This window comes from Marivirga tractuosa DSM 4126 (assembly GCF_000183425.1).
GTDB classification, from domain to species: Bacteria; Bacteroidota; Bacteroidia; order Cytophagales; family Cyclobacteriaceae; genus Marivirga; species Marivirga tractuosa.
Genome location: NC_014759.1, coordinates 1644376 through 1668948, shown reverse-complemented (window position 1 = coordinate 1668948; position 24573 = coordinate 1644376). Strand labels below are relative to the sequence as shown.

General features: G+C 36.1%; 14 protein-coding genes. 9 read left to right on the top strand and 5 right to left on the bottom strand.

The genetic code is table 11. The features are described from left to right. Window positions 1–335: 335 nt before the first annotated feature. On the bottom strand, window positions 336–1118 hold the full coding sequence (locus tag FTRAC_RS06855; RefSeq protein ID WP_013453509.1) for an SAM hydrolase/SAM-dependent halogenase family protein: 783 nt from the start codon (window positions 1116–1118) through the stop codon (window positions 336–338). 92 nt (window positions 1119–1210) lie between these two features. Here FTRAC_RS06855 and FTRAC_RS06850 point away from each other — a divergent pair, with 92 nt between their 5' ends. The 7 genes from FTRAC_RS06850 (at window position 1211) to pyrE (ending at window position 8786) form a co-directional block, all read left to right on the top strand. Continuing rightward, on the top strand, window positions 1211–2182 hold the full coding sequence (locus tag FTRAC_RS06850; RefSeq protein WP_013453508.1) for a PhoH family protein: 972 nt from the start codon (window positions 1211–1213) through the stop codon (window positions 2180–2182). Continuing rightward, complete coding sequence (locus tag FTRAC_RS06845; protein ID WP_013453507.1) at window positions 2179–2619, top strand: GNAT family N-acetyltransferase; 441 nt, start codon at window positions 2179–2181, stop codon at window positions 2617–2619. Before FTRAC_RS06850 ends, FTRAC_RS06845 begins: the two co-directional genes overlap by 4 nt. Window positions 2620–2703: 84 nt before the next feature. Next, complete coding sequence (locus tag FTRAC_RS19220) at window positions 2704–4821, top strand: ComEC/Rec2 family competence protein (RefSeq protein WP_013453506.1); 2118 nt, start codon at window positions 2704–2706, stop codon at window positions 4819–4821. A 3-nt stretch (window positions 4822–4824) separates the two neighbouring features. Next, on the top strand, window positions 4825–5598 hold the full coding sequence (locus tag FTRAC_RS06835; protein ID WP_013453505.1) for an enoyl-CoA hydratase/isomerase family protein: 774 nt from the start codon (window positions 4825–4827) through the stop codon (window positions 5596–5598). 171 nt (window positions 5599–5769) lie between these two features. Beyond that, window positions 5770–5988 (top strand): antitoxin, encoded by a 219-nt coding sequence (locus FTRAC_RS06830; RefSeq protein ID WP_013453504.1) that lies wholly within the window; start codon window positions 5770–5772, stop codon window positions 5986–5988. Window positions 5989–6102: 114 nt separating this feature from the next. Beyond that, a complete protein-coding gene (locus tag FTRAC_RS06825) occupies window positions 6103–8010 on the top strand; it encodes a RecQ family ATP-dependent DNA helicase (RefSeq protein WP_013453503.1) in 1908 nt (635 codons plus the stop codon). 119 nt (window positions 8011–8129) lie between these two features. Continuing rightward, window positions 8130–8786 carry an orotate phosphoribosyltransferase gene (pyrE, locus tag FTRAC_RS06820; protein ID WP_013453502.1) on the top strand — a complete coding sequence of 219 codons (657 nt, stop codon included), beginning with the start codon at window positions 8130–8132 and terminating at the stop codon, window positions 8784–8786. Window positions 8787–8917: 131 nt separating this feature from the next. Here the strand turns inward: pyrE and FTRAC_RS06815 are convergent, their stop codons facing one another. From FTRAC_RS06815 to FTRAC_RS06800, 4 genes are all read right to left on the bottom strand, one after another. Then, window positions 8918–9853 carry an EamA family transporter gene (locus FTRAC_RS06815; RefSeq protein ID WP_245546033.1) on the bottom strand — a complete coding sequence of 312 codons (936 nt, stop codon included), beginning with the start codon at window positions 9851–9853 and terminating at the stop codon, window positions 8918–8920. Window positions 9854–10106: 253 nt separating this feature from the next. Next, a complete protein-coding gene (locus tag FTRAC_RS06810) occupies window positions 10107–11036 on the bottom strand; it encodes a carbon-nitrogen hydrolase family protein (protein ID WP_013453500.1) in 930 nt (309 codons plus the stop codon). Then, complete coding sequence (locus FTRAC_RS06805) at window positions 11033–11662, bottom strand: ribonuclease HII (RefSeq protein ID WP_013453499.1); 630 nt, start codon at window positions 11660–11662, stop codon at window positions 11033–11035. Before FTRAC_RS06805 ends, FTRAC_RS06810 begins: the two co-directional genes overlap by 4 nt. After that, the gene (locus FTRAC_RS06800; protein WP_013453498.1) at window positions 11659–12462 is read right to left on the bottom strand and encodes a transporter; all 804 of its coding nucleotides are present in this window, start codon (window positions 12460–12462) and stop codon (window positions 11659–11661) included. Before FTRAC_RS06800 ends, FTRAC_RS06805 begins: the two co-directional genes overlap by 4 nt. 147 nt (window positions 12463–12609) lie before the next feature. Here FTRAC_RS06800 and FTRAC_RS06795 point away from each other — a divergent pair, with 147 nt between their 5' ends. Continuing rightward, entirely contained in the window at window positions 12610–14853 is a 2244-nt protein-coding gene (locus tag FTRAC_RS06795) for a TonB-dependent receptor (RefSeq protein ID WP_013453497.1), read from the top strand. 365 nt (window positions 14854–15218) lie between these two features. Continuing rightward, complete coding sequence (locus FTRAC_RS06790) at window positions 15219–24500, top strand: T9SS type A sorting domain-containing protein (protein WP_013453496.1); 9282 nt, start codon at window positions 15219–15221, stop codon at window positions 24498–24500. Window positions 24501–24573: the final 73 nt, after the last annotated feature.

The window sequence follows — 24573 nt, the reverse complement described above, 5'->3', positions numbered from 1 at the left end:
GTTGAAAAAAATCTATGTTAATTGGTGCCAACCTCAGCAAATTTTACCACGACCTGTCCCGCATTTATCGGGAATAGAAACAATACAACACAGAGAAAATAACCAAGGTTATTTTTCAGGATAGTATTAAAAGTTAAGGTTTTAAAGCTTAACATAATAGCATTGGAATACTCCTTGTGGGTTAGGAGACTATTTCTGGTCTGACCTCCGGTGCTGACCTAATTATCCTAGATCCTTCACCCAACTATTTATCTCAATTAAATTTCAACTGGCAACAAGGCATCTTTCTTAGAATATTTGGTCAAACAAACTTCCTACTTCCCGCTTCCAACTTTTCAATAATCCCCAAACTTCACACTCACCATACTATTGTATTCCATGCCAAGTAGTTCAGCTGCATTGCCCTGTTTTATTCCAATCTCTAATACGCCTTGGTCATTGAAAATAGCAAAAGCTTCACCACCCTGACTTTCATGATAGTGCATTTGAACACCCGTTAAAGAATAATTTCTGAATTTAATCTGGACACTTTTTCCTTTGCTTAGAATATCATAATCATACTTAAGGATATCCGTAATCAGATTTCCATAATCATCTATATGTACCACATGCCCTTGAATAATTTCCCTTGTGGCTTTTACTTTAGGAGTAATGAATTTCTTGAATTCTTCAATAGCTAGAGGTTCTCCAATTCCATCCAAAGTGCCAGAATTCAGGATTTTTATAGCAGATGATGCTAAAATATCCTTAGCTGGAAAATTGCCTTTAATTTCTTCTTCAGAAGATATTTTTATGATTTTATCGGGATCTTTTTCTCTTAGTAAGCTTAGTAAACCATTATTGCTTCCTAGGAAAAAATGTTTTTTGATTTCTAGAGCAATCATTGCTTCATTGGGCTCAGAACGGGAATTTACCGCTACTAAATGAACACTTCCTTCAGGAAAATCGTTGTAAACCGATTTTAAAACGTGAGCAGCATGAATGATATCGTGCTTGGTGATGTTATGAGATATGTCAATCACTTGAAGACTAGTATCTTCACTCAGTATTTTGGCTTTTACCGCTGCCACATAATGGTCGCGCCAACCGAAATCTGATAGAAAAGTGATTAAAGGCATACAAAAAATTGAATTATTGTTAAATTTGTTAAAAACAAAATTACATAAATTTCAGTACTAACATATTGAGACATCATAAATAAGAAAATCATTTGGTAGAAAAAGTTATTACTTTAGAAAATGTATCCTTGGTGGATTTTTTAGGTGTAGAAAATCGTAATATCAACGAACTTTCGTCCGCTTTTCCTAAATCTAAAATTATCTCACGAGGAAATGAAATCAGAATACAAGGAAGCACTCCAGAAATTATTCGCATCAATCAAATTGTGCATTCACTGGTAACACATTACCACAAATTTGGGAAAATTACAGAAGAAAGTGTAAAAACCTATTTGAATGAGGAGCATGAAGAGAGCCAGAAAAAACTGGATGTTAATGCGGATGAGACTTTGGTTTTTGGCACAAAGGGCTATGCCATTAAGGCCAAAACTCCCAATCAAATTAAGTTGGTAGAAGCCGTTAGAAAAAATGATTTAGTTTTTGCTATTGGTCCAGCTGGTACGGGGAAAACCTATGTTTCTGTTGCCATGGCAGTGCAAGCTTTAAAAAATAAAGAAGTAAGAAAAATTATTATAACGCGACCTGCTGTAGAAGCGGGAGAAAATTTAGGCTTTCTACCAGGTGATTTGAAGGAAAAAATTGATCCCTATTTGCGCCCGATCTATGATGCTTTGGATGATATGGTGCCTGCTGAAAAGTTGAAATATTATCAAGAAAATAGAGTGATAGAAATTGCTCCCTTGGCTTATATGAGAGGTAGGACTTTACACAATGCATTCATTTTATTGGACGAAGCTCAGAATACAACTCCTATGCAAATCAAAATGTTTTTGACCCGTATGGGACCTCATTCTAAAGCAATCATTACAGGAGATATGAGTCAAGTAGATTTGCCAAAAAAGCAAAAATCAGGATTGATTGAATCTACTCAGATCTTAAAAGATATTAAAGGAATTGGTATTGTGCACTTGAAGGGAGAAGATGTAGTGAGGCATAGATTGGTAAAACATATCATTGAAGCTTATGATAAAAATGATGCCCTGATTGAAAAAGAACACAAATGATTGTAGTAAAAGTAGTTGAGACCCAAGACGAACTAAAACAAATATTCGCTATCCGTGAAGAAGTATTTGTTAAAGAACAGAAAGTTGCTCCAGAGGAGGAATATGATGAATATGAAGAAATTTCTACTCACTTCATAGCTACTGATGACATTGGAAACCCGTGTGGTACAGCCAGATGGCGCTTTACGGAAAACGGGATGAAACTGGAACGATTTGCGGTTTTGCAATCACACAGAGGAAAAGGAGTAGGGCAAGCATTAGTAAAAGCTGTGATCGATAACATCAAAGAAAATCCTAAAGCTTACAGCAAAAAAATGTATATGCATGCTCAAATTCCTGCTGTATCGCTTTATTCACGTTTTGGTTTTGAGAAAGTAGGCGATCAGTTTGAAGAGTGTAATATTATGCATTACCAAATGGAGATGATGAATAATTAGAATCGGAAAACGCTATTTTCGTTTTGTTAGTAAACTATTAGTTAAACCAATTGGCTATTTCAAGCATGTTATTTACTTTAGTATATGCAACAAGCCTGGAACCGATATGCCTTTATCCGTTTTGTGCTATTCATGGCACTTGGAATAGTCGCTGGTACTTTCCTTTCTGATTTTTATCAAATAATTCTTCTTGTTTTTGGTGCGATAACAGTTTTGTATCTTTCGGCTCAATTTTTTAGAGGTTATCAATTTCCTGCTCTTCAATCCGTTTCCTTTGCTGTTTTAGCTTTTTTAATCTGTTTTTCTTTTGGTTATCTCAATGCTTTCTGGAAATCTGAAAAACATGATGAAGCACATTTGCTTAATGCAAATACTGATGAAATTGAAGCTTTTGAAGCCATTTTGATAAATGCAGGAAAAACCACTGAGAAAACGTATGGCTTTAAAGTAGAAATTCAACAGGTTTTACTTAATAATGAATGGCAAAATTATAGTGGAAATGCCATGACTTATTTCCAAAAGGATAGCCTTTCAAAAGCTTTACAATATGGTGATCAATTACTGATTAAATCTCAACTCAGTGAATTAGAGCCCCCGAAAAATCCACTAGAATTTAATTATAAGCGATTTTTAGGTTTTGATCAAATCTATCATCAACAATATATTAATTCAAGGAATTGGCTAAAGCTTGATGAGGAACAAGGGAATTTGGTCATGGCTTCTTCCATTAAAATAGGTCAATACTTGGAGGGTATTATGAATAAATACATTCAAAATGACCGCTCCTTAGCTATAGCCAAAGCCTTAACTTTAGGGATAAAAGATGAACTGGATAATGACTTGAGAAATGCTTATGCGGCTGCAGGTGCAATGCATGTTTTGGCGGTAAGTGGATTACATGTGGGGATCATCTTTTTGATTGTTTCCACTCTGCTTAAGAAGTGGCGAAATCGTAAAAGAGGCAGAGTCTTTTTTGCTATTATCAATATATCTGTTTTATGGGCTTATGCTTTTATAACAGGACTTTCCCCATCCGTTCAAAGAGCAGCTATGATGTTTAGCTTTATCATTTTGGCTCAAGCCATGAAAAGACAAACCAATATTTACAATACCTTGGCAGCTTCGGCTTTTGTGCTTTTAAGTTTTGATCCTTTTTTACTTTTCTCCGTAGGTTTTCAATTATCATATTTGGCAGTTTTAGGCATCGTCTTTTTTCAGCCCAAATTATATGGGTTATTACAGTTCAAATATGTTTTATGGGATAAAATCTGGGCTATTACTTGTGTTTCCATAGCTGCGCAATTGGCCACTGCTCCCTTAGGTTTGCTGTATTTTCATCAATTCCCGACTTATTTTTTCTTGTCCAATCTTGTAGTAATTCCTGCAGCATTTGTCATTCTCAACAGTAGTCTATTTTTAATGATTATTTCAATTTGGGATTGGGCAGCCGAAAGGATTGGCTATGTTATTGACCATTTTATTCAAGTCATTAATTATTTGGTTTTCAGTCTGGATTATCTTCCTAACAGCACCATTGATGGTATTTTTATTAATACACCAGAGAGCTGGTTGATTTACATTGCCATTTTCTTTATTGCCCTTTTCATATCAGAGAAGAAATTGAATTATTTGAAATTAGCAGTTTTAAGCTTGTTTTTCATGAGTGCTAGTATCTGTTTGCGTCAATATGAAAATTTTCATGAGAAGAAATTGATCGTGTATGACACTGGAAAGCATCATGCACTGGCAATTAAGAACGGATTCTCTCAATATCTGAAAGTGGAAGATGAATTGGCTAAGGATAAAAATAAACTTAGATTTCACGTTTACCCAAGTCAATTGCAAGCTGGCATAGCTGATTTTCATCCTGATAGTTTTGAACCAGAAAATCAAAAGGAATTGTTTGAAGATTTCCATGGATTGAAGTTAGCCATTTGGGAGGGTAAACGAATTATTCATTGGCATCAGGAAATAGATGAAGATTTCACATTTAAGGATCCGATCGATCTTGATTTATTGATTATTAGTAATAATACATTAAAAAAACCTGAGAAGTTACTGGATTTTTTCAATCCTAATAAGATTGTTGTGGATGCGTCCAATTCTTATTATAACATTCAAAACTTTAAAGCTAAATTTGAGGAGGAAAATTTAGACTATTACATAGTACCCGAAAATGGTGCTTTTGAATGGAAATTATAAACTATGGAATTAACTAAGATTGAAATTAAAGACAGAATTGGCTACATTACTTTAAACCGACCTGAAAAGAGAAATGCCTTAAGTTATGAATTTGTGGGCGAACTGAAGCAAGCTTTTGTACAACTAAAGGAAGATAATAATGCAAAAGTAATAGTGCTTAGAGCTGAAGGAAAAGCTTTTTGTGCTGGAGCTGATCTAGCTTATATACAAGGGTTACAAAATAATACTTATGAAGAAAATCTTGAAGATTCCAATCATTTAAAAGAGCTTTTCTATGAGATTTACACTTATCCTAAAGTAGTGATAGCAGAAATTCAAGGACATGCCTTAGCCGGAGGCTGTGGATTGGCTACAGTCTGTGATTTTTCTTATACAGTACCTCATGCAAAATTCGGCTATACGGAAGTGAAAATTGGATTTATTCCTGCTATAGTTAAGGTGTTTTTATTAAGAAAAATAGGAGAAGGAAAATCAAAAGAATTGTTGTTATCCGGAAAATTATATGAAGCAGTTGATGCCCAAAAAATGGGCTTAGTCAATGAAGTGGTGGAAACCGAAAAGCTTTCAGAAACCGTTTATGAATTTGCCCAACAATTAATTCTAAACAATTCAGGTCAATCCATGGCTTTTACTAAACAAATGATAGCTGAAGTGCAAGAAAAAGGCTTGGAAGAAGGCTTACAATATGCAGCTGAGCAAAATGCCATAGCCCGTGCTTCAGAAGATTGTAAAAAAGGAATAGCTGCATTTTTGAATAAGGAGACACCTAGTTGGTAAAATGATTTTAAGATCTACTTTAGAATAAAACTAGTACGCAGGCGTCTTTGACGCAAAAATGTCTCGCAGAGGCGCAAAGCCGCAAAGTTTTTTTAATTCTATAGAGATTTAGTTTAAGTGCTGTGAATATTTGATGAAAATTGTAAATTAGGTAAATCACTTTTTCGTTTTATGTCTATGATTGAAATAGTTAATATTAAAGATATTGAAGGTGAACAATTCATTAAAATACCTACAAACTTCAAATTGAAAGGCGATAAAGTTTATTTCAAAAAATTTGGAAACGCATTTTATATTATTCCATTTGATGATCCATGGCAAAGCTTATTGGATAGCATGGGAAAGTTTTCTGATGATTTTATGGAAAACCGTAATCAACCAAACATATGAAATATGAAGAATCTAAATAAATGAAATTTTTGTAGATAAACGTATGTGTTTAATAGTTCAAACACCAAATTTTAGAACTGGATTTTAATTTCATAAAATATCTTTATAAACTCCATGCAAAACCTAAAAGCCATTGATGTTCTCCAAAAGTACTGGGGCTATGAAGCCTTCAGAAGTATGCAGGAGGATATTATCAATTCCGTAACCTCTGGAAATGATACCTTGGCTTTGTTGCCAACTGGTGGGGGAAAATCTATTTGCTTTCAAGTGCCTGCCTTGATGAGCGAAGGCTTATGCTTAGTAATTTCACCGCTAATCGCCTTAATGAAGGATCAGGTAGAGCAATTAAAGAGAAGAAAAATTCCTGCAGCTGCCGTTTATTCGGGTATGACCTATAGGGAAATTGATATTCTATTGGATAATGCCGCTCATGGCGCCTATAAGTTTCTTTACGTTTCGCCAGAAAGGTTAAAAACCGAATTATTTCTGGAAAGGGCTAAAAAAATGAATCTTAATCTTCTCGCAATAGATGAAGCGCATTGTATTTCCCAATGGGGTTATGATTTCCGCCCACCTTATTTGGAGATTGCTAATTTCCGAGAATTATTTCCTGATTTGCCCTGCATAGCTTTAACTGCAACTGCCACTGAAGACGTTAAAATCGATGTTCAAGAAAAGCTGAATTTTAAAAATGGAAAGCTTTTTCAAAAGAGTTTTGCACGAGATAATCTTTCTTACTCGGTAAGAAAAGTAGAAAATAAGGAAGCCAAGCTTTTTGAGATTTTACGAAAAATATCAGGTACATCTGTTATATATGCAAGAAACCGAAGACGTACAAAAGAAATAGCTGAAGCTTTGAAGAAAAATGGGTTTTCAGCAGATTTTTATCATGCCGGACTTTCACAAGCTGATCGAAATGCTAAGCAGGATGCTTGGTTGAAAGATAAAACCAGAATTATTGTGGCCACGAATGCCTTCGGAATGGGTATTGATAAGCCCGATGTACGCACTGTAATTCACTGGGAGTTGCCTGATAATTTGGAATCCTATTATCAGGAAGCGGGCAGGGCAGGGCGTGATGAGAAACCAGCTTTTGCTGTTGCGCTTTACCATCCTCAGGATTTCAAAGAGATGGAAGAGAAACATGAGTTGGCCCATCCTGAATTTGATTTCCTTAAAAAGCTTTATCAGTCACTGGCAAATTACTTTAAAATAGCGATTGGCTCAGGCGAAATGCAAAGCTATAATTTTGAAATTCAGGATTTTTGTCAGCATTACAACTATGAAGTTTATCCAGTTTTTCATGCGTTAAAAGTACTAGAAGAGGAAGGCTTTATTCAACTGAATGAACAGTTTTTCCGACCATCTGGATTACATATTAATCTGGATTTTAAGGATTTATATGCCTATGAAATTGCCAATGCCAAATTTGAAAAGCTGATTAAAACGGTATTGCGAATTTATGGCGGAGATATTTATCAACAAGTTATATTTATAAATGAATTGCAAATAGCCAAAATGGCTGAATTGAGTCCGAAAGAAGTAGTAAAACAATTAAATTATTTGGATAAGGAAGGAGTGATGGATTATTCACCCAAATCAGATTCTCCACAGTTAACCTTTCTGGAAGCACGTCATGATGCTAACAAACTGCCTTTGAATAAAAAGCGATTGGAGGAGCGGAAGAAAAGCAAATACGAGAAATTGATGGCAGTGAAAAATTATGTTGAAAATGATTTAGTCTGCCGTACTTTAAAATTACTACAGTATTTTGGAGAATATAAAGAAGAGAAATGCGGAGTATGCGATGTTTGCATCAATGAAAAAAAATCATTGCATCAGGATAAGGATTTGGAGCAAAAAGTATTACAAATCCTGAAAGATTCCCATTTGAATATTGAGAGACTTTTAGAAAACATTGAAGGTTATGCCAAAGAGAAAGTAATTTCTACTGTGCGAAAACTGGATGATGAAGGTAAATTGAAAATGGATAAACTGGGGATGTTGAGTTTGGTAAATTAACGGATTCATCTTGTATCATTCTAAGAGTGAAAATAATTTCGATTCCTTATTCTTTCTTTTATTTCAGCCTTGCGAATAAAAACCTTAAATTTGCAGAATATCTAAATCAAAACTTTTTCATGATTACCATCGCCAAACCAGAAATTGCACGTGCCATCTCTTTAGAATTATTAGATGTTGGAGCTATACAAATCAGACCAGCTAAACCATTTACTTGGGCTTCAGGCTGGAAATCTCCAATTTATTGCGATAATAGGTTAGCACTTTCCTTCCCTGAAACACGAAGTATTATCAAGCATTATTTATCTGATGTCATAAGATCGCAATTTCCTGATGCTGAAGCGATTGCTGGCGTTGCCACAGCCGGTATTCCGCAGGGCGTTTTGGTTGCCGAATCATTAGATCTTCCTTTTATGTACGTGCGTTCCAAACCAAAGGGGCATGGAATGGAGAATTTGGTGGAAGGAAAATTAGAGAAGGGTCAAAAAATTGTATTGGTAGAAGATTTAGTATCTACTGGTGGTAGTTCTATCAAAGCAGCAGAAGCTTTAAGAGAAGCTGGTGCTGATGTGTTGGGAATGGCAGCAATTTTCACTTATGGTTTTGATGTGGCAGTAGAAAATTTTGAAAAAGCTCAAATTAAGTTGGTCTGCTTAAGCGATTATCCGCATTTGCTTGAAGAGGCTTTAGTAAAAAAATTAATTCAAAATGATGAGTTAGCGACCTTAAAGGAATGGCGAGATAATCCTTCTGACTGGAGTCCGGCAGCCCCTTAATCCCCAAAAGGGAACTGGTCTCACAGATTTGTATCTATAGTGACAATAAACTTTATCACTTTTTACTTTTATTTCTAATATTAGCTACAAATTATTAATTACAATTTTTCAAATTAAAAAGCAGATTTAATTCAGGGCGTCTTCCCCCCTTTGGGGGCTAGGGGGCTTTTAGCCTTCTTAACATTGGCAACCACTATTGCAAACAGAATTGTAGCAACTCCTATCCATTGCAAAGCTGTCACCTCTTCAGCTAAAAGCCAGCTAGAAAAGAAAACCGCTACGGGTAATTCAGCTGAACTTAGAATGCTGCTTAGCCCCACTCCAGTTTGCGGGATGCCATAAGCGTAGAATAAAGGAGGAATTACAGTTCCAAATAATGCGAAAATTAATCCCCATGACCATAATCCTGCAGACATACTTCCATTCCATAGAAATTCAGGAGGGAAAATCACAAAGATGAAAAGGCATGCCCCCGTTATCATCATTGCACTTTTCTGAACAGGAACCAATGCATTGCCGACCCTTCCATTTGCCCAAATAAATACTGCATAAAAAAATCCTGCTAAAAACCCATATCCTATACCTTCTAAACTAAACGGGATATTGTCTAAGCTGTAAATATTACCTGCTAAATAGGTTCCAAAAAGGATGAAGATAACTGAAATCCATTGCATTCGAGTAGGAAATTTTTGGTGAATGATTATTTCCAGAAGCATGCTGATCCAAGTAAATTGCATTAATAGAAGTATCCCAATCGAGGCAGGAAGTTCTTGGATGGATTTATAATAACACAAGCTTACCAATCCTGTGCTTATTCCAGTAAGTAGTACTTTCCAGCTATTTTTCCAAGTAAAATGAAATTTTATATTTTGAAATAAAGCCCTTCCAGCTAAAATAAGCCACAAAATTATAGCACCAAAGAAAACTTGTGCTCCTGTTACTTCTGCTAAAGTGAAGCCTTCTTTATAGGAGATTTTAACTAATGTGGTTAAAACCCCAAAACTGCAAGCACCTAAAAATACCAATATAGCTCCTCTGATCATTCCTTTTAATTTTTTGGATTGCAAAAATGAGGAAATTTTAGAAATATGAGGTATGAAAGTTGAAATATAAAAGGCAGGTATGAAATGTCGGACATTTTTCATGTCAGACATTGGGCTGATACTAGAGATAGTGCCTCGCTGGAGATTAATGTGTTCCAAAAGTTGGCGCAAGTGGTTCGCATGTGTCACTCCCCCTCAAATAGCAAGCGTCCTCTTGTGCTTGTTTCTTTGTTGCTTCTGCCGCATGTAAATCGCAAGTGCCTGAGATAGGAATTTGCTATTCCTCTTTCTCCATATCCGGCTGCCCATTGACCTCAAACCCAAAAACATCGTTCCGGGCATAATGTCCAATTACATCAAAATCCATTTTTGCTCTAATTATTTCATCATGATCTATTTCTGCGGTGAGTAATCCTTCTTCATGGTACAAAGGCCCTGCCAATACTTTCCCTAAAGGAGAAATAATGACACTACCGCCTCTTGATAAAATTTCAGGTCGATCTGTAGCTAATTCTTTTTGTAGATGTTCAGGATAGTCTCTTTTGCGGATAAATTGATTGGAACCGACAACATAACATCTGCCTTCGCAGGCAATATGAATCAAACTGCTGTTCCAGCTATCTCTTGAATCGGCAGTTGGAGCAACATAGATTTCCACTCCTTTTTGATACATGGACATTCTGGCTAAAGGCATATAGTTTTCCCAACAAATCAACCCGCCTAATTTACCTATTTCAGTGTTAAAAGTGCTTAAAGTTGTGCCATCTCCTTCTCCCCAAACGAGTCTTTCTGCAGCAGTTGGCTTTAGCTTCCGGTGTCTCCCCATTAATTTTCCATGAGGAGAAAAATAAAGTAATGTGCAGTATAAGGTTTTACTAACAGAATCTCTTTCTGTTACGCCAATGGTGATATACATTTCATATTCTTGAGCCCATTTCGCAATCTGTTGGGTTTCTTCAGCTCCAACTTCCACACTGTTGTCCCAGTATTCTCGAAATTGCTCTCTTCCCGGCTCTGTTCTGCTGCCCACAACGGTTCCAAAGGCCAAACCTGCTGGGTAAGCAGGAATAAAGCTCTCGGGGAATACCAACAATTTAACTCCTTGTTCAAAACCCTTCTTAATCCATTTTAGTACAATATCCATTGTTTTGGATTTGTTAAACAGAGAAGGAGTGGCTTGTACACAGCCTACTTTAAACTTTTTCATGATGAGATTTCTTTATGCTCTTTTTCAAATATTTCTAATTGTCTAGGCAACAATTGAAATGATTTTCTATGGTGTTCAGTTGCTCCAAATTTTTGAATACCTGCTCTATGTTGTTTGGTAGGGTATCCAACATTCCGCTCCCAACCATAATGAGGATGAATTTCAGCTAAGTCTCTCATAAGATTATCTCTGTATTCTTTAGCTAAAATGGAAGCAGCTGCTATGCTAAAATATTTGCTATCTCCTTTTATAACACATTCATGGGGAATTTCTGGATAAGGGGTAAATCGGTTTCCATCCACCAATAAGAAATCTGGTTTTTGTTTTAATTGATCCAATGCTTTGTGCATAGCCCAAAATGAAGCCTTTAAAATATTTACCTGATCAATTTCTTCTGGACTGCATTCTGCAATTGCCCAAGCAATACTTTCTTTTTTAATGACATCTACCAATTCAGCTCTCTTTTTTGCACTCAGTTTTTTGGAATCTGTAAGATAGGGATGAGAAAAATTGGTAGGTAGAATTACTGCTGATGCAACTACAGGCCCAGCCAAGCAACCACGCCCCACCTCATCGCAACCTGCCTCAAATTTATTGTTTTTATTAAAGTTAGCCTTTAAACTCATTTTTTAACTTTAAAAAGATAGCCTAAGCCTATTGATAAAAAGCTTTGCTGATAATTATCCACATTATTGACTTGCTGCACCAAGTCAAAGCCTGCATGGAGATCCAGTTGAAATTTCGGATTGATTAAATAGGTAAAACCTCCATCAAAATAATTAAGTGGAGTTAGAGATTCAGATCTGAAACCATATATCTCGGCATACACTGATAATTTCTCGTTTATTGAGAAGCCAGAATTTAAGGTGAATCTTAACCGACCTAAATTTTCGAAAAGCTTGTCATATCCGAGATTAGCCATCAAATACCATTGGGGATTTAATTGATAAATGGAAGACATCTGAATTCTGTAGTAACTATTGTTTTCAAAAGTGCTTGGATTAGCAGTGTTGATTCCATATTCAGCCAAAACTGCGGTTTGCGGTATTAAACCAGATTCTTCCAGTAAGTTTACTTTGGATCCTACTACAATTGGTCCCGAATTGCTAATCCAGTTGAATTCTGGACTAGTACCTGATTCTAATAATCTTACGCTTTGGTATGATTGGCTTAACCTTAGTTCTAAGCCAGATGTCAATCCGTATTTGACCAGTGTATTATTCCAATTGATAACTTGATTCTTATCATTTGGATTTACTGTTTCACTGTCAAAAGAAAAACCTGCCTCAACTTGAAAGTATCCTTTGGGAATAGTTTTGGGATAATCAGAAAAACCAGGTCTATCTGTATAAATCTGTATACTGTCTTCTTGAGCTTGTACAAGATAGGAACTAGCAATGAAAGTTAAGAAAAAGATATATCTCATTTATAGATTATTTTGACTGCAAGATAGTAAAATTTAAGAATTCATGTTTGTAATCTTTTTGGTAAACCTTTCTTTTATTATTTAGTAATCTAATTATAATTAATATATTTGCAGTAAAATAAATTTAGATTAATCTAAAAATAGTTTATGTTAAGGTTGTTATTTGTTTTAATTGTTTGGTTATCAGGGCTTAATTTGATAAATGCACAGGAATTCAGAGCTGTTATTAAAGATGAAAAGGGGGAGCCTTTACCGTTTTCAACAGCTTATGACCATGACCTTGGATATGGGGCAACAGCAGACAAGAATGGTGAAATCAAATTAGACTTAAAAACTGATTCTAAAGAAATTTGGATTTCGCATGTAGGCTATCAAAAGAAGAAAATTGACATGGAGGAAATAGATTTATCGCAATTCCATCAAATCCAGCTTTTACCAGATAAGTTAGGCTTAAATGAAGTGGTGGTGAGTGGGCAAATGCAAGCTAGAAGTTTGAGGAATTCTCCGGTGAAAGTCGAAGTTTTCAAAGCAGATTTTCTAAATGATTTTTCGCAAGGTTCGGGTAACTTGATGGAAAATATTTCTATGGTAAATGGAATTCAAGAAAATGTGGCTTGTGGCGTTTGCTACACCAATGAAATCAGCATAAACGGATTAGAAGGAGCCTACACTTCACTGTTAATAAACGGAATTCCGATCTACGGTAATTTAGCTACAGTCTATGGGTTGAATAGCATCCCTACAGATATGATGGAAAAAATAGAAGTCGTTAGAGGCCCGGGCTCAACGCTTTATGGTTCCGAAGCAATGGCAGGAGTTATTAATATTATTACTCCTCATGCAGAAACTAATTCTGTAAATCTGAATTCCAGTATTTCGCAATTTGGTGAATGGAAAGGAAATCTAATCACCCAATATAAAGCTAAAAGTTGGAAACACTTTTCGGGTTTTCACTGGGATGTGGCAAATCAGTTTATAGATGAAAATAATGATTTGTTTTCTGATGTGGTTTTAAGAGATCGCTTTTCAATATTTAATTTCTCTGAAAATGAGGAAAAGCAATTGTCAATAGGTGGTAAATACTATTTTGAAGATAGAAGAAATGGTGTTGTGGAATACGTGCTGGATCGAAACTATAAGCAATTAAGAGGGAATGATGAGGTTTATGGGGAAAGTATTTATACGCATCGTTGGGAGTTATTCGGGAGTAAAAAATTTGGAGGATCACCATTCAGATTGCAGTTTTCAGCTAGCCAACATTGGCAAGACAGTTTCTACGGAGATACATTTTATGAGGCGGAACAACATCAAGCATTCTCAAATTTCATTTATGAAAGAACGTGGGGAAATCACAGCTTTTTATCAGGTTTAAGTCAGCGCGTAAGCTACTATGACGATAACTCAGCAGCAACTGAAAATGAGGAAGGTAATAAGCCTGATTTACAAATTATCCCCGGTGTTTTCGTTCAAGATGAATGGAAGATAAATGAAAAATGGAAAACACTTTCTGGGGCTAGAATAGACTATTACAATCGACACGGTTTGATATTTTCCCCAAGGCTAAATGTCCAGTATCAATTAAGCGAATGGACTAATTTTCGTTTCAATAGTGGTACAGGGTTTAGGATAGTGAATCTATTCACTGAAGATCACGCTTTTGTTTCCGGACAAAGGGAATTGCGGATTGACGAAGATTTAGACCCGGAAAGGTCATTTAATGTCGGTTTGGGATTTCAGCATGTTTATACTGTCGGAAATCAGCAGGGAAGTATTGAGTTGGATGGGTTTTACACTTATTTTACTAATAAAATTATTCCTGATTATAATACACCTGGCTTTATTATTTATGAGAACTCCGAAGCTTATGCTTATACCCGAGGCCTAAGTGCGAATATTAACCACCAAATAGGCGCTCATCTCTATTTGAATTTAGGTGCTCAATGGCAGAATGCAAGACAGGCAGAAAGCAATGCGGACGGAATATTAGAGGAGAACCCAATTATGTATTCAAGAGATTGGTCTGCGGTAGGTTCAGCAGAATATAGTTTTCCTTTGGGGATAAAGTTGAATTATAGTTTTAATTGGAATGGACCTACTGCCATGCCAGAGGTTTATGATGTGAGTGCAACGGGTGAAATTATCAGCTCCAGATCAGACTTTTCTCCTGAATTCACACTCCATAACCTTAAACTTAGAAAGGAATTCAAAAGGCTAGAGGTTTTTGCAGGTGTCAGAAATGTATTGGATAATGTGCAAAGGGTGTCACCGCTTAGCGGAACGCAGGACGAGACCACTCCTCTCGGTTTTGGAGAATATTTTGATACCGCTTACAATTATGGGAGTATGATGGGACGAAATTTCTTTATGGGGTTTGACTGGAGAATAAAATGAGTTAACATTACTTAATATATCTTACACGCTTTAAGTATATTGATTTTTGTTTGGAATTACATTTTTTATTCTCTTAAATCCTAATTTTAGTCTTTCATTGATCACCATATTCCTTTTATTCTACAATAGTCTAACTTACGGTTGTTAGGATATTCATATTTTTAAATGAAATTAATATGTTGGTAGTTAGATTATTATCCAATATTTAATAGAATGTTGATTATCCTCCGAACTAAGAAAAATCTATTTTGGTCGTTTTTTTCTTAAATCCTGACGAAATAAGTAAACTTAGGTACTTAAAAATACATTATTTTACTGTATAGATAGTATATTTGCAGTTAGCTTACATGAAAATAAGAACCGTTATGAATAGATTCTACTTTTTACTTTCGATTGTTTTTATCAGTTTATTTCCTTTTCTTGGTTTAGGTCAATCGGGACCAGCAGGTGTTGGAACTGGTGATGGCTCATCTGGGCCTCAAAATGTTCTGTGGCTTAGGTCAGATATTGGAATTTCAGAATCAGGAGGAAAAGTTTCTGCTTGGACAGACCAATCAGGAAATAATCTTGATGCTAGCCAATCAACTCCGGGACTACAAGCTGACTATACTGCATCAAATGCAAACTTAAATGGTTTTCCATCCATTAATTTCGGTTCTTCAGGTGGATATTTGACCATAGGGGATGATGATTTACTTGATGATACTGATGGTCTAACGGCATTTTTTGTGCTAAGAACTCCCTCCTCAATTGGTACGGAAGCTATTTTAAGTAAAAGAGTTGCCAATAATAACGAACAATCCTACGTATTTTTTACAACAGGAGGAGGCTTTGAAGCTAGGTTTGATGGTGATAATGGTGTAGATAGTGAGAATTCAACTATTTCAACTTCAGAAAACGTACTATTGAGCTCTGTCTTTAATGGCTCGGTTCAATCAATTAGTAATTTCCTGAATACTGCGGATGCAGGAACGCAAACAGGTGCGTCAAATGTTTTACTAAATAGAGTCTCTGATCTATTTATAGGAACTTTTGAACCCGGGGATACCAGATACTTTAATGGTGATGTTGCAGAAATCATTTTATACAGAGATGCGTTAAACGGTGCGGAAAGACTAATTGTAGAAAATTATTTAGCCGAAAAATATGATTTAACTATTACGAACGATATTTTCGGTGAATATGTAGATTTTGATTCAGATTATTTTAATGATTTCAGAGCGATTGGAACCTCAAATGGAACTGATAAAAAATCAGAATCTGGTTTTTCAGATGCATTCCAGATTCGAGAGGCAAATGGTGGATTAGATACAAATTTAGAATTTTTTGCGCTAGGTCATAATGATGCCGTGGCTCATTCTGATGGCGTGATCGCTGACCTTGGAGCAAATATCACTTCAAGATGGGGTAAGGATTTTTATTTAGAGAATAGTCAGAATAACGTAATTGACAATGGCGAATCTGATATGGATATCATATTTGATTTTGGCACTGCAGGTTTTACACTTGGAAGCCCATCAAATTATGTTTTGTTATATCGATCTGCCAATTCAGGAAACTACGAAAGGGTTTTTGCCAACAGTTATGGAGTAGAAAATGGCGATCAATTAGTAGTTAATGTTCCGGGCAATAGAATTAAATCCGGGTTTTACACTGTAGGTTTGGGTGATCAATTGATCAGTCGAACTTGGTATGTTTTGAAAAATGGGGATTGGACTGATCCTAATACTTGGACATTGGATGCAGGGATTGCGCCAGCACCCAACAATCCAGGTGGTGATACCCCTGGTGTTGAAGACAATGTTGTGATAAGAAACGGTAGAACCGTAAATATCCAAACTGGAACCAATGATTTGGAAATCGCTAGCTTGCGAGTGGACGGTACAATCAATTTAAACAACACTACAGGTCATAATTTTAATGTTATTAATGGTAAGGGAACAATTAATATTCAGGGAAATGCGGGCATTTCTAATTTCCCACAAGGGAATACTACTGGTTCAAATGGTTTCGCTAATGAACTGAATGGAGGCCTTTTAGTAGTCAGTGGATCTGGCTTGGAATTCGATCAGGATTTAACTTTAAGAAACTTAAGAATTGATATAACAAACCCCACCGATCTTGCCATTTTAGGTGCAGACCTAACGCTCAATGGAGATTTCACGATCAGAAAAGGTACATGGCAATTCGGAGATAATACTACTGCAGCTAGAGAATTTACAATATTTGGAGACGTATTAATCCAAAATAATGGTACAACCCAAGATGGTAGGATTTCAACATCTACGCAAGATGCCCGCCACAGCTTTAATTTATATGGGGATTTTATCAATGATGGAAATGCAAGGTTTTCTCAAAGAACCACACAAACTGTTGGTAGTGATCCTAATAATGGAATTACAGATTTTTATTTGTTGTCAACAGATAGAAACCAAACTATTAGAGCTAATGGTCCAACATATTTTTTAAGAGTAATCATTGATAAAGGTGATCCTGCTTACTCTGCTACTTTCACTGCAAGTCAACCTACAAATTTTGTCTTGACAGGTAGAGCTAATCAAAATATTGGAGGTGATGTTACTGTGCCAAATGATAATCAGAATGCATTCGGTTTAATAACAGGTACTGCTATTTTAGGGACAAACATTAATGTAGATCCATTAAATAATACAGGAAATTATTCCATTGGGACAAATGCAAAACTTTTAATAGATGGAGGTTTTGCTAGAAAAACAGGTGGTAACGCAATTACCCCTTATGGTGAAATTGAGGTGAATGCAGGTACATTACAAGTAGAAAGTAATAGTGGTATTACCTCACGCGATGCTGGAATATTAAAGGTAAACGGTGGGGTTGTCAATATACCACAATTTAGAACGTCCAACCAAGGAGTTACTAATGTGGGTGGATTAGAGATTAATGGTGGCCAAGTAAATATTGAAAATACGGGTGGACAAAGTGCAAGTGGAGCTTATTATAGTTTATCATTAACATATTCTGAAAATGCTTTTATTATGACAGGCGGCACCTTGAATGTTAGTGATGCTACTGGAAGAGGTTTGATATTTATCAATAGTGATCCTGGAAATATTAATGTTACGGGCGGTCAGGTGAATCTTTTTAGATCAAATAATAATCTGGCGAAAATATCTTCTAATGCTCCTTTTTTCAATCTCAACTTAGATAATACAAATAATAGCACAAATGCTAATGCAAAGTTTGCGGTTGTTACAGGAACTTCAGGGAATGGAGCTGAAGCGCGAACAATTACGGATCCTGAACTAAAAGTATTGAATAATTTTATCTTAGAAACCGGTACAACAAGAAGCGCTAGTGGAAATACCTACGGATCGTATATTGATTTTTGTAACGGTGGTAATTGTAATGCTTTGTTTGTGGGAGGCGACCTGAGAATTGAGGATAGTGCTGTATTAGATATTTGGAGTGGGAATGCTGATAATGCGGGTAGCTCAACTGTCACTTTTAATACGGATAAAAATGCTCTTCTATATGTAGGTGATATTACTACTTATGATGCTGCTTTTGTTGGTTATACAGATCCGGAAGGAGCAACAGCCTTTGCAGATTGGGAACAGCCTTTTTATAATATGATTATTGATAAAGGAGGTTCAACCTTGCAAATGGCTGCAAAAGACCCAGGTGATACAGGCAGTACAGGTGATGTAAAAACCGGTTCTGGAGGTAAGAATGTATTTAATTGGAGAACCAATTTATTCAAAGTAACTAACCAATTCCAGGTTTTAGATAATAGCTTTTTAGATCAAAGAGATGAATCTGTTGCTGGAGTTGCCTATAGTATCAGGCTATACGGCTCCGAAATCACAAATAATGGAACGGTTTTTTATTATGAAGATGGTACCACGCCTGTTGAAAGTTTAGTGAAATTTAGACAAGGGGGAGGTGATATTACAATCAACTCTATACAAGGATCCGAATTTGGAAATGTTAGACTGAATTCAGCTGGTGATGTTATTAATCTTACAAGTGATTTATATATAAAGAGAATTGAGTATAGACACGGTAGGATGAACATCTTTAATCATAATCTTAAAGTTGATAGATTTGTTTATAATCTTGCTGGAGGCGAAGTTAACGGTAATGATTTCGGTGTAGAAGATATGATCATTATGGATGGAAATGCCTCTGATGGTGGCCTTTCTATATTGATTAGTGGACTAAACAACCCTGGTAATCCAGGACATGGTAGTTCTGACAGTGAGGCTAGCTTTCCTGCCAGTCATGGCAATACTAGAGTTTATTTGTTCCCAATTGGAGTAGGTTCAACTGGTACGTATCCTGCTTCTCGCTACAATCCAGCCAATATACGATTTGATCAATTCTTCGATGATGGATATGTTACAGTCAATATTGTTGCTGATCAATTGCAGACAGCAGGTCCACATCCATTGAATAATGATGTTTTAAATAAATACTGGAGAGTAAGATACGAGGGATTTACTGATTTACCTATAGTCGATCGTCACAGATTTGAAGCTACTGAAGCGGATTTTCCAAATGGATATACAGGCGATGAGCAAACTGTTTGGGAGCCTTCATTTGTATTAGATGAGAATCCATATACGAGAACGGCTGAAACGGGAGGTAGTTCCCAGTTAACAGATCCCGATAATCCACAAGTAAGATTACTATTCTTTGGTGATACAGGTTCTGGTGCAACACCTTTTGAATTAATCAATGCTAATTACACAGCGGGTGACCCTAGTAAATTCACAGGGGCTCCTACTGTTTATTACACTCGCAGACCAGGGGATGGGTTTACCAGAAAATGGAATAATGGAGTAAACTGGACTTTAGCTCCAAACGATATTGACGGTAATTCCACGATAGATAAAGATGAACTTCATGATTCTAGACAACCTGCTGCAGGAGCTTTTCCTCAAGCAGGTGATATTGCTGTGATTGGTTGGGTCCCTTTCGGTGATCCAGGAGGTACAGATGGAGATCCACACGGAATCGCAATAGATGGTATAACAGCAAATTTTGCTGAGATTCGATTTACTAAAATGACAGATGTATCTGGAAACCCTGTAGAGAGACAATATGCATTCAATTTCCAGTTCAGGCCAACAGTAGTTATTAATAGCAATAATAGTTTTCTTAATGGATCTTCAATTTCTGGCGAAGGTTTGTTTTGGTTACGTTCACAAGGAGCAGGTCAATCGGATCCTGATTTTTCCGGTATTGATATTGGAGGGTTCATAAGTGAGGATTCTTCTTACTTAGTGTATGAGAATACTCAGAATGGATTCGTTTTTGATAATGTACCAGCAATTGTTCCTAATCTGTTACTAGCTGGAAATGGCTGGGGAGCGCAAGACCGCGATTTTAGAATTTCTACAAATGTAAATGTTAAAGGTAATTTAGAATTACTTGGTGACGTAAACCTAAGGTTAAGCTCAGGTGCTACTGGTGATTTTCTTGTCGAGAATAATTTAAGAATTTTTAGAAGCACGGCTAATGGAAATGATAGTGGTGGAAATGGTAGAATTGATTTTCCGAATGACGCATCTAGAACTATTGAAGTTCTTGGTGATTTACGATTAGAAAATCAAAATGCATTGATCAGGGTGCTTAATCCTAATACAACAATTAACGAGAGTAATTTGATTGTTCATGGTGATATCATACAAGATAATATTGCAGGCGGAGGATTACAACTTTATTCAAATTCGAATGAAGATTTTGTAAAGCTTGTTTTGAAAGGAGAGGGTAATAATAGTTTTGATTACAGAGCAGGGGCGATACCAAATTTACATAGTGTAGAAATAAATAAGGGAGCTGGTCAAACTTCGAGTTTCACATTTGAATCAGATATTACTATTCCATTACCAGCTGATATTGCTCAACAGCCAATTGAAATTGTTAATGGCTTATTAGTTATAGATCACCCAAATATTGATCTTACGCTAACGGATGCAGCTAGAGGTAATTTTAATCTTCCAAATCTATCTAATCTAGAGGCCTCTTCAGGTTCTGGAGGTTTAGAATTAAGGCAAGGTGTTTTAAGAATAGAAGGTGATAACACTGGCTTAGTATTAGATGGCTTGCTTTCTGTTTCAGGAGGTACTTTGGATATGGCCTCAGGTGCAGGCAATGGTAACAACTTCATAGAATACTCAGTTTCGGGTAATGCTGAAATTGATATCACCGATGGAGTTTTAGATGTTGGGTCTCAAGTTAGAAGAGGACTGCTCTCGAGTTCAGGTGTATTGAAATATAATCAAAGTGGTGGAACAGCTCGATTTGGAATTAATACTGCTCCTGAACAGAACAGAGCAGTGTTTGAAGTCTTGAATACTGGCAGTGAATTCAATCATTTAGGAGGAGATTTTATTGTGGAGAGACAAAATGGTTCAACAACTACTGCGTCTTTGAGATTACAACCTGATAGTTATGATTTCACTGGTTCTACTATCACAATTGGTGGAGTAGCAACTCCTGCTGGTCAAAACCAATTTGGGATAAATGCTACGGTTCCAATCAATACTTTATTGATTACTGGAAATAATAATCTAAATGCTAGAACATTTATTAACCCTTTAACAGTAAATAATTTGGAGGTAGAGAACAATGGAAGATTCTCAGCGAATGGTTTAGATTTAACCATCATCCAAGATTTAACTGTAAATGGTACTTTAAACAATCAAGGGGATGGAATTAATCAGCAGACAACATTTTTTAATACAACCACTTCTCAAAATATTTCAGGAAACGGAAGTATTTCATTTTGGAATGTTGATAAAAATGGGACAGGTACACTTTCTCTAAATCATGATATTACAATAGAAAACAATCTAAATATTTTGAATGGAGTATTAAATACTACTAGTAGCACCTTAAACTTAGAAGGCGATTTGATCCATGATGGTGAACATCAGTCTGCAGTTGCTGGTCCTGGAATTGTTTTCAATGGAACTGCTACTCAAAATATTGCACGGACAACGAATGGTCAGAGTACCTTTGGAACCATTACAATTAACAATAGCAATGGAGTGGAGGTAACTGCTGGACAGAATGATTTTGAAATCAACCATAAGGTTATTCTAGCCTCAGGGGTTTTTGATATTGGATCGAATCTTTTGATCATGGATGAAGATGCTGTCTTCGAAAATGGATCTGGTGGTACCTCTGTATCTGATTTCAATGTTAATAACATGATTACAGTAAATACCAGTTTGATCGATAAAGGCGTGCGAAAGATATATCCTAATAATTTCAGCGGGAATTTCCTTTATCCGGTTGGGTTACTGAATTATACGCCTGCAGTGATAGGAGCATCAGATATAGATGGAAATGGTTTCATTACCATCAAACCTATTGATAACTTTTCAGATGGTATAACAGATGATTTTGATGAGGATTGTGCTGGGGCTGCCGATTATGACGATACAGAAAATGTATTACAGTATTACTGGTTAGTAAAGTCGCAAGGGATCACCAATTTTGATGGTTCATTTACGATGTATCACAATGATGCTTTAGAAGCAGTTAATAATGCAGAAGGTCTTGATTTAACTAATTATGCCCCTGCTCGATTATTAAATGTTGACGACACTTGGGATAAAATCTATTCTGAACAATTATTTGATGAAGTAGCAAACACTATTACTTTCCAATCTGATATATCCAATGAATATAGTGGTTTAAATAGTGCTTCTATTGAAGGTAGATATACCGCTGGGATAACGAGAGATGCCGGAGACGCACTATTATGCGGTAGTGCAATTCCAAATGTTGTTCCTTTATTTGAAACTTTAATAGGTGCTTCAGATGGAAATGTAAATGTTGGTGGTTCTTTTGCTGGAGGTGTTGCACCCTCGGTAGGTCAATCGCCTGATTTGGTTGTGAGAGGTGATTACACGCTTGTTCTTAATGATAATTTCAGAAGGTTTAGAAAGGTAACCATTGAAGAAAATGCAACATTAGAAATCAATAGCACTTTTGGTCATAATCTAGGGACTATTGAAGGAAATGGAACTCTTAAATTAGTAGATGACGCATCCTTTCCTGCTGGTGATTATGAAGACTTCTTCCCTGATTCTAATTGCTCAGACGGGGGAGGATTAGAATATGAGAATAATGACATAGGCTCAGATGTAACAGTGTTAGCAGAAGGTTTTACGAATTTAAAAGAGCTAATATTGAGTGGAAATGGAAAGAAAATCATGTCGAATGGGGTTAGTGTTAATATTTGTGAGAATTTAGAAATGACTGGAGGCGATTTTGAAATGTCTAATAACTCGGAATTAAGAGTGAAAGGTAACATTATTAAGAATGGTGGAAGTAATTTTAATGCTGAATTTACTAATGCCAAAGTGGTGATGGACGGAATTTCTAATCAAACAATTGAAGGACAGTTTACAGGTTTGGAGGCTTTCAATGTTTTAGAAGTTAATAAGTCAAGTGGTAGCATGTCAGTAATTAATGCTGGTAATGATGATGTTGAAGTGAGCGGAAATTTGATCTTCACCAATGGTTTAATTAATACTGATGAAGACAATAGCTTAATTATTCAAACTAATGCTACTCTAACAGGCTTTAAAACTAGCAGTCACGTCAATGGCCCGCTAGTCCGTAATTTAAATGCCTCTACAGCTTCTCAGTTTGACAAATTCCCTGTTGGTCAAGGTGGTCGTTACGGCTTAATTGAAATTAGTGATATTGATGTAACCGATAATTGGACTGCCATTTTTTACGATGAAAGTCCTGATACGAATTCGCAAATACCTAATTTAAATAGTGATTTAGCAGGACCAGATCCGAAAGTGAGCGGTAATCAGTACTGGGAATTAACCAGCGATCTAACAAATTTCGCAAATGTGAAGATTTACTGGGATTCCAATAGTGATATTGCAGATGGTGCCGCTAGTGTTGGTCAATCGATAAGTGAATTGCGAGTAGTTAGATTCAAGCCCGGCACTTCTTCTGTTTGGGAAGACCAAGGTAATTCTTCTGTTTCAGGAAATGCAAGTGGAGGAGAATTGACTTCAAGTAATCGATTAGACTTCTCCACCAATTTTGTCACATTCGGTGCTGGGGATGCTTCAAATAATTCCCTTCCAGTTGAAATGGTTTTCTTTACTGCAGAAAGTAGATCTAATAGAGTAGAATTAAGTTGGCAAACGGCTTCCGAGATTAACAATGATTTCTTTGAAGTACAGCGTTCTTTTGATGGTAAAGAATTTGAAGTAATTGGATCAGTTGAAGGGAATGGAAATTCACTTGCCTCAATTGATTATAGCTTCAATGATTATTCTCCTTTAGCTGGGGATTCGTACTATAGATTAAGACAAGTGGATTATGATGGTGCTTTTGAATATTCTGAGGTGGTAAGAATTACTAGGGAGGAAGCTTCAGATTTAGTGGCTGTTCCTAATCCGACCCAAGCTCAAAATATTCATTTAAGATTATCTGGCTTCCATGCAGAACAGAAAATACAGGTAACTATTTTTGATGTTCAAGGTAGAAGGCATTATCAGGGTATTCTCAATCCATCTGATTTGAATAAACCATTGCCAATTAATCAAAATCTAAATTCTGGTATTTACATAGTAAATGTGAAGCAGGGCAATATTAATAAGAAAGTCAGATTGATGGTTCGATAAGAAATAGAATATATAGGTTTTATAAAAAGGGATGCAGTTTTGCATCCCTTTTTTGTTTAAGCAATAATTTATT